Raw genomic sequence first — 5,394 nt, 5'->3', positions numbered from 1 at the left:
AGCCGAACCGCGGCTCCGGGCCTCCCTCGTTCCTCGCTCGTGTCCTCGCCGCTTGGCTCAGCCGGAGTGCGTCGTGACGCCGTACCGCTCCCGCGACGCCAACGCCCACTTGGCAGCAGGCACGGACACCAGCGAGACGGCGACCATGATCCCGGCCAGCATGAGCCAGCCGCGCTCGCCCTGGTCGACGCAGAAGAACGTCACGATCGGCGGCCCGATGACCGCCATGACGGAGAACCCGAGCCCCGCGAAGCCCTGGTACTGGCCCTGCCGCTCGTGGGGCGCCAACCCCATCTGCAGGCCCCACTGGCCACCGGACCCGATCATCTCCCCGACGACGTGCACCAGCGACCCGGCGATGAGGAAGCCGACCGCGAGCCACCACGAGCCCCGGTCCGCCAGCGCAATGATCGCGAAACCAGCGGCGATCCAGAGCGACCCGCGCACGAGCGCCTTCGCCCCCGCCTCGACCGAGTCGGCCCGCCGCGACATCCGCACCTGGAACAGCGCCACCATCGCGGTGTTGAGGACGAGCAGCACCGACACCATGACGGTCGGCGCCTCGGTGCGCTCGGAGATATAGAGCGCCAGCCCGAGCTCCATGACGAAGAAGTGGAGGGAGAAGAGCCCCGTGATGACGACGATGACGACGTAGGGCCAGTCCCGCAGCACCGCGAGCCGGGGTTCGCCGGCTCCCCGCCGGTACGGCGGCAGATGCGGCAGCCGTGTCGTGTTCCAGGCCGCGAAGCCGGTGAAGAGGGCGTTGAGCACGAAGACGGCGACATAGGCCCACGTCTCGTCGACGACGAGCGCGAGGCCGCCGAACACTGCGCCGAGGCCGAGAGCCGTGTTGGTCACCGCCCGCAGGTAGGCCTTGAAGAGCACCGCCCGGCCACCGGTCGCGAGCTGTGCGATGACCCCCTGGTTCACCGCTCCGGCGGAGCGCTCGAACAGCGCGAGCACGCCGAGCAGGAGCGCCAGCACCCAGGGGCTACGGGCGAAGGCGGGCGGCGCGCTGAAGAGGGCCGCGCCGACCATGCAGCGCGTCAGCACCTCACGGGGTCCCCTCGTGTCGCCCAGGTGCCCCGCCGGGACCTGGACCACGATGCCGACGATCGCCGCCATCGACATGGCGAGCGCCACCTCCGTGGCGGAGAACCCGACCTTGCGGGTGAAGAACAGGGCACTCGTCGTCATGACCGCCCCGGCACCGAACCGGTTCGCGAACGAGCCGAGGGCCAGGACGCGAAGGTCCTCGTCGACCGGGATGCCGCGCCGCGTCAGCGCCTGACTGCCGTCTGTCGTCCCCGCGTGCACGACCGCCACCTTCCGTTATCTCGACGTCAAGATACCTGCCGGCGACGAGGGGGTGCACCTCCTTTTCCTCGCGTCGCATATGGTCGAGGAGTGCTGCAGCCCAACTGGATCGAGCTCCCCGGCGTCGTCAACATGCGAGACGTCGGTGGGATGGTGACGCAGAGCGGTGACGTCGTGCAGGACCACCGGCTACTGCGTTCCGACAACCTGCAGGACCTGCCGCCCGAGTCGGTCCGGTTCCTCCTCGAGGAGTACCACCTCACCGACGTCGTCGACCTGCGCACCTTCGTCGAGGTCGCCAAGGAGGGCGAAGGCCCGTTGCGCTCAGTGGGCACGGTCCGGCACCACCACTTCACCCTCTACCGCGAGGACGCGGACGAGTCCGGCATCCCCGCTGCCGAGAAGGCGTTGCCGTGGGAGACCGACGAGCGACGCGCCCGCAACGACCGGAACGGTCGCGAGCACCACCCCAGCCACGACGAGTTCTGGTCGCAGCACTACCTGAAGTATCTCGCCACGCGGCCGGACTCGGTGCTGGCCGCGCTGCGAGCGATCACCACGAGCGAGGGCGCAGCGATCGTCCACTGCGCGGCGGGCAAGGACCGCACCGGCACCATCGTCGGGCTCGCCCTCAAGGTCGTCGGAGTGGTCGACGAGCAGATCATCGCCGACTACGCCGCCTCGGCAGAGCGCGTGCCGCGGATCCTCGAACGGCTCCGCAACAAGCCGGCGTACGCCGAGAACCTTCGCGACAAGACGGTCGCCCAGCAGTCGCCACAGGCGGACACGATGCGCCGCATGCTCGAGACCCTGGAGACGACCTACGGCGGCGTGTCCGGCTTCCTCGACCAACACGGCTGGACGGCCACCGACACGGAGCGGATGCGCCGGAAGCTGCTCGGCTGACCGCCGACCTACCGCACAGTGAAGGTCTTGGTGTCCACAGCGGCACCGTGTCCCTCGTGCTCGCCGTCGCCGCTCGGGTCGTCGGTCGCGAGGCGGACCGTGTAGGTGCCCGGCGCCAGCCTGGCGCTCCACGTCAGGCTGCCGTACTGCCCCATCGACCCGCCCATGGCCTCACCATGAGCGACCTTCGTGCCCGACGCGTTGCTGATCTCCCAGTGGAAGACCGCCTCGAAAGAGGTGCCGTAACCGGTGAACCGGACCGTGCCCGACGGCACGACGTCTCCTTGCTGGGGCGAGGTCACCCCAAGCCTGCGCCTGCACCTCCAGCATCGGGGCACGGGTCATGGGACTCCCGAGATGCACGACGCCCCACACGTCGGCCGGCTTGCCGTCGACCGTGATGACAACGCTCGTCGCGTCGTGGCCGGCGACGTGGGCGGCGGCGGTCGCCGTGTAGACCAGTTGCTGGACGGCCAGCGCGGCCAGCTCGCTGCCGACGTTCCGGTTGGCGAAGGCGTCGGCGGACAGGTCCACGGTGAGGGTCTTCCCCTGCTGGCCGACCTGCACCCGCGACGCGGGGCGCCATGGGTTGGCGTAGTCAGGATCCAGCGGCCGCAGCCGGGTCATCGCCGAGACGGCGGACGAGACCGGCCCGTCGATCTTGCGGATGGTCCGGAACTCCCGGAACAGCCGGAAGGCCTGCTGGGTCTGCCCGACGAAGTAGATCGGCATCGACGCGAGGTAGGTCGGCGTCGTCGTCGAGCCGGTCGGGCTTGTCGCACCTGTGGTCGGGCTCGTCGTCGGCGTCGTCGAGGTCGTGGACGGTGTCGCCTTGGTCGTCGTGGACGGCGCCGCGGTCGTCGTGGTCGTCGTCGGCGGGACCGTCGTGGGGGCACTCGGGCTTGGCGCACCACCGCACCCACCGAGCGCCGCGACTGCCAGAGCGACCGCTCCTGCGCCCACGCCTGCTGCTCGGATCTGCTTGGTGCTCATGGCTCCTCCTCCGGTGGGTCCTCCATCACCAGTGGATGGCGGCAGACGCGGGGACCGGAAGGGCCCTAGGTCCGGTGATCCGGCTCACGGTCCCAGCCGGGGCCGGACGGCACCCGCAGGAGGTGCCGGCTGAGCGGCATACGGCTACTTCTTGGCCTTCGGGGCGTCCTCGCTCGAGAGGGCTGCGATGAAGGCCTCCTGCGGGACCTCGACCCGGCCGACCATCTTCATGCGCTTCTTGCCCTCCTTCTGCTTCTCGAGGAGCTTGCGCTTGCGGCTGATGTCACCGCCGTAGCACTTGGCGAGGACGTCCTTGCGGATCGCGCGGATGTTCTCGCGGGCGATGATGCGCGCCCCGATCGCGGCCTGGATGGGGACCTCGAACTGCTGCCGCGGGATGAGGTCCTTCAGCTTGCCGGCCATCATCACGCCGTATGAGTAGGCCTTGTCCTTGTGGACGATCGCCGAGAACGCGTCGACCTGCTCACCCTGCAGCAGGATGTCGACCTTGACGAGGTCCGCCGCCTGGTCGCCGTCGGGCTCGTAGTCGAGCGACGCGTAACCGCGGGTGCGCGACTTCAGCTGGTCGAAGAAGTCGAAGACGATCTCGGCGAGGGGCAGCGTGTAGCGCATCTCCACGCGGTCCTCGGAGAGGTAGTCCATCCCGCGGAGGGTGCCGCGCCGCGACTGGCAGAGCTCCATGATCGCGCCGATGAACTCGCTCGGCGCGAGGATCGTCGCCCGGACGACCGGCTCACGCACCTCGGCGATCTTGCCGTCGGGGAACTCGCTCGGGTTGGTGACGTGGACCTGGCTGCCGTCGTCGAGCGTCACGTCGTAGACGACGTTGGGCTGGGTCGAGATGAGGTCGAGGTTGAACTCGCGCTCGAGCCGCTCGCGCACGATCTCGAGGTGCAGCAGCCCGAGGAAGCCGCACCGGAAGCCGAACCCGAGCGCAGCCGACGTCTCGGGCTCGTAGACGAGGGCGGCGTCGTTGAGCTTGAGCTTGTCGAGCGCGTCGCGAAGCACCGGGTAGTCCGAGCCATCGATCGGGTAGAGACCGGAGAAGACCATCGGCTTGGGGTCGCGGTAGCCGCCGAGCGCCGCGGACGCCGGCCGGCTCGCGTTCGTCACGGTGTCACCGACGCGGGACTGACGCACGTCCTTGACCCCGGTGATGAGGTAGCCGACCTCCCCGACCCCCAGGCCCTTCGACGGGACCGGCTCCGGGCTGATGACGCCGATCTCGAGCAGCTCGTGGGTCGCCTTCGTCGACATCATGAGGATGCGCTCGCGGGGGTTGAGGTTGCCGTCGATGACCCGGACGTAGGTCACGACGCCGCGGTAGGTGTCGTAGACGGAGTCGAAGATCATCGCCCGGGCCGGGGCGGCCGGGTCCCCGGTCGGCGCGGGCAGCTTCTCGACGATCGTGTCGAGCAGGGCCTCGACGCCCTCGCCGGTCTTGCCCGACACGCGCAGGCAGTCCTCCGGGTCGCCGCCGATCAGCCGCGCGAGCTCGTCGGCGTACTTCTCCGGCTGGGCCGCCGGCAGGTCGATCTTGTTGAGCACCGGGATGATCGTGAGGTCGTTCTCCATCGCGAGGTAGAGGTTCGCGAGGGTCTGCGCCTCGATGCCCTGGGCCGCGTCGACGAGCAGGACCGCACCCTCGCACGCCGCGAGCGAGCGGGAGACCTCATACGTGAAGTCGACGTGCCCCGGCGTGTCGATCATGTTGAGCGCGTAGGTGGTCTCGGTGCCGGCCGCGTCGCGCCCGGCCCACGGCATCCGAACGGCCTGGCTCTTGATCGTGATGCCGCGCTCGCGCTCGATGTCCATCCGGTCGAGGTACTGCGCCCGCATCGCGCGGGCGTCGACCACACCGGTCAGCTGGAGCATCCGGTCGGCGAGCGTCGACTTGCCGTGGTCGATGTGCGCGATGATGCAGAAGTTGCGGATCAGGTCCGGCGGCGTTGCGTTCGGCGCAAGCGCGGAGCGGGCCAGGGGCGACACGGTGGGACAGACCTCGCAGACAGGGGTTGGTGGGCTCTCGCGGGGGCCTTCGCCCCCGAGGGGTCAGTCTCCCACGCTTTCGAGGTATGCCGCTCACCCCCTCCCGCCGGCACCGCGACCTTCGCCCCCGTCCCCTTCCGCGTCGAGAGGCCACCAACCGACGAAGGG

General features: G+C 69.8%; 5 protein-coding genes. 1 reads left to right on the top strand and 4 read right to left on the bottom strand.

Going from position 1 to position 5,394, the window contains the following annotated elements; translation table 11 throughout:
• Window positions 1-57: 57 nt before the first annotated feature.
• Entirely contained in the window at window positions 58-1,317 is a 1,260-nt protein-coding gene (locus N864_RS18755) for an MFS transporter (protein ID WP_034720745.1), read from the bottom strand.
• Between the two features lie 90 nt (window positions 1,318-1,407).
• Here N864_RS18755 and N864_RS18750 point away from each other — a divergent pair, with 90 nt between their 5' ends.
• On the top strand, window positions 1,408-2,223 hold the full coding sequence (locus N864_RS18750; protein ID WP_034720740.1) for a tyrosine-protein phosphatase: 816 nt from the start codon (window positions 1,408-1,410) through the stop codon (window positions 2,221-2,223).
• An 8-nt stretch (window positions 2,224-2,231) separates the two neighbouring features.
• Here N864_RS18750 and N864_RS24315 read toward each other — a convergent pair whose 3' ends face one another.
• The 3 genes from N864_RS24315 to lepA form a co-directional block, all read right to left on the bottom strand.
• On the bottom strand, window positions 2,232-2,498 hold the full coding sequence (locus tag N864_RS24315) for a Gmad2 immunoglobulin-like domain-containing protein (protein WP_162164549.1): 267 nt from the start codon (window positions 2,496-2,498) through the stop codon (window positions 2,232-2,234).
• Window positions 2,395-3,216, bottom strand: coding sequence for a GerMN domain-containing protein (locus N864_RS23795; RefSeq protein ID WP_051518793.1), 822 nt, complete (start codon window positions 3,214-3,216; stop codon window positions 2,395-2,397). Before N864_RS23795 ends, N864_RS24315 begins: the two co-directional genes overlap by 104 nt.
• A gap of 144 nt (window positions 3,217-3,360) precedes the next feature.
• Window positions 3,361-5,217, bottom strand: a complete 1,857-nt coding sequence (lepA, locus tag N864_RS18740; RefSeq protein WP_205621002.1) for a translation elongation factor 4 — start codon at window positions 5,215-5,217, stop codon at window positions 3,361-3,363.
• Window positions 5,218-5,394: the final 177 nt, after the last annotated feature.

The organism is Intrasporangium chromatireducens Q5-1, assembly GCF_000576575.1.
GTDB lineage: Bacteria > Actinomycetota > Actinomycetes > Actinomycetales > Dermatophilaceae > Intrasporangium_A > Intrasporangium_A chromatireducens.
This window is presented reverse-complemented; position numbering and strand designations above follow the sequence as displayed.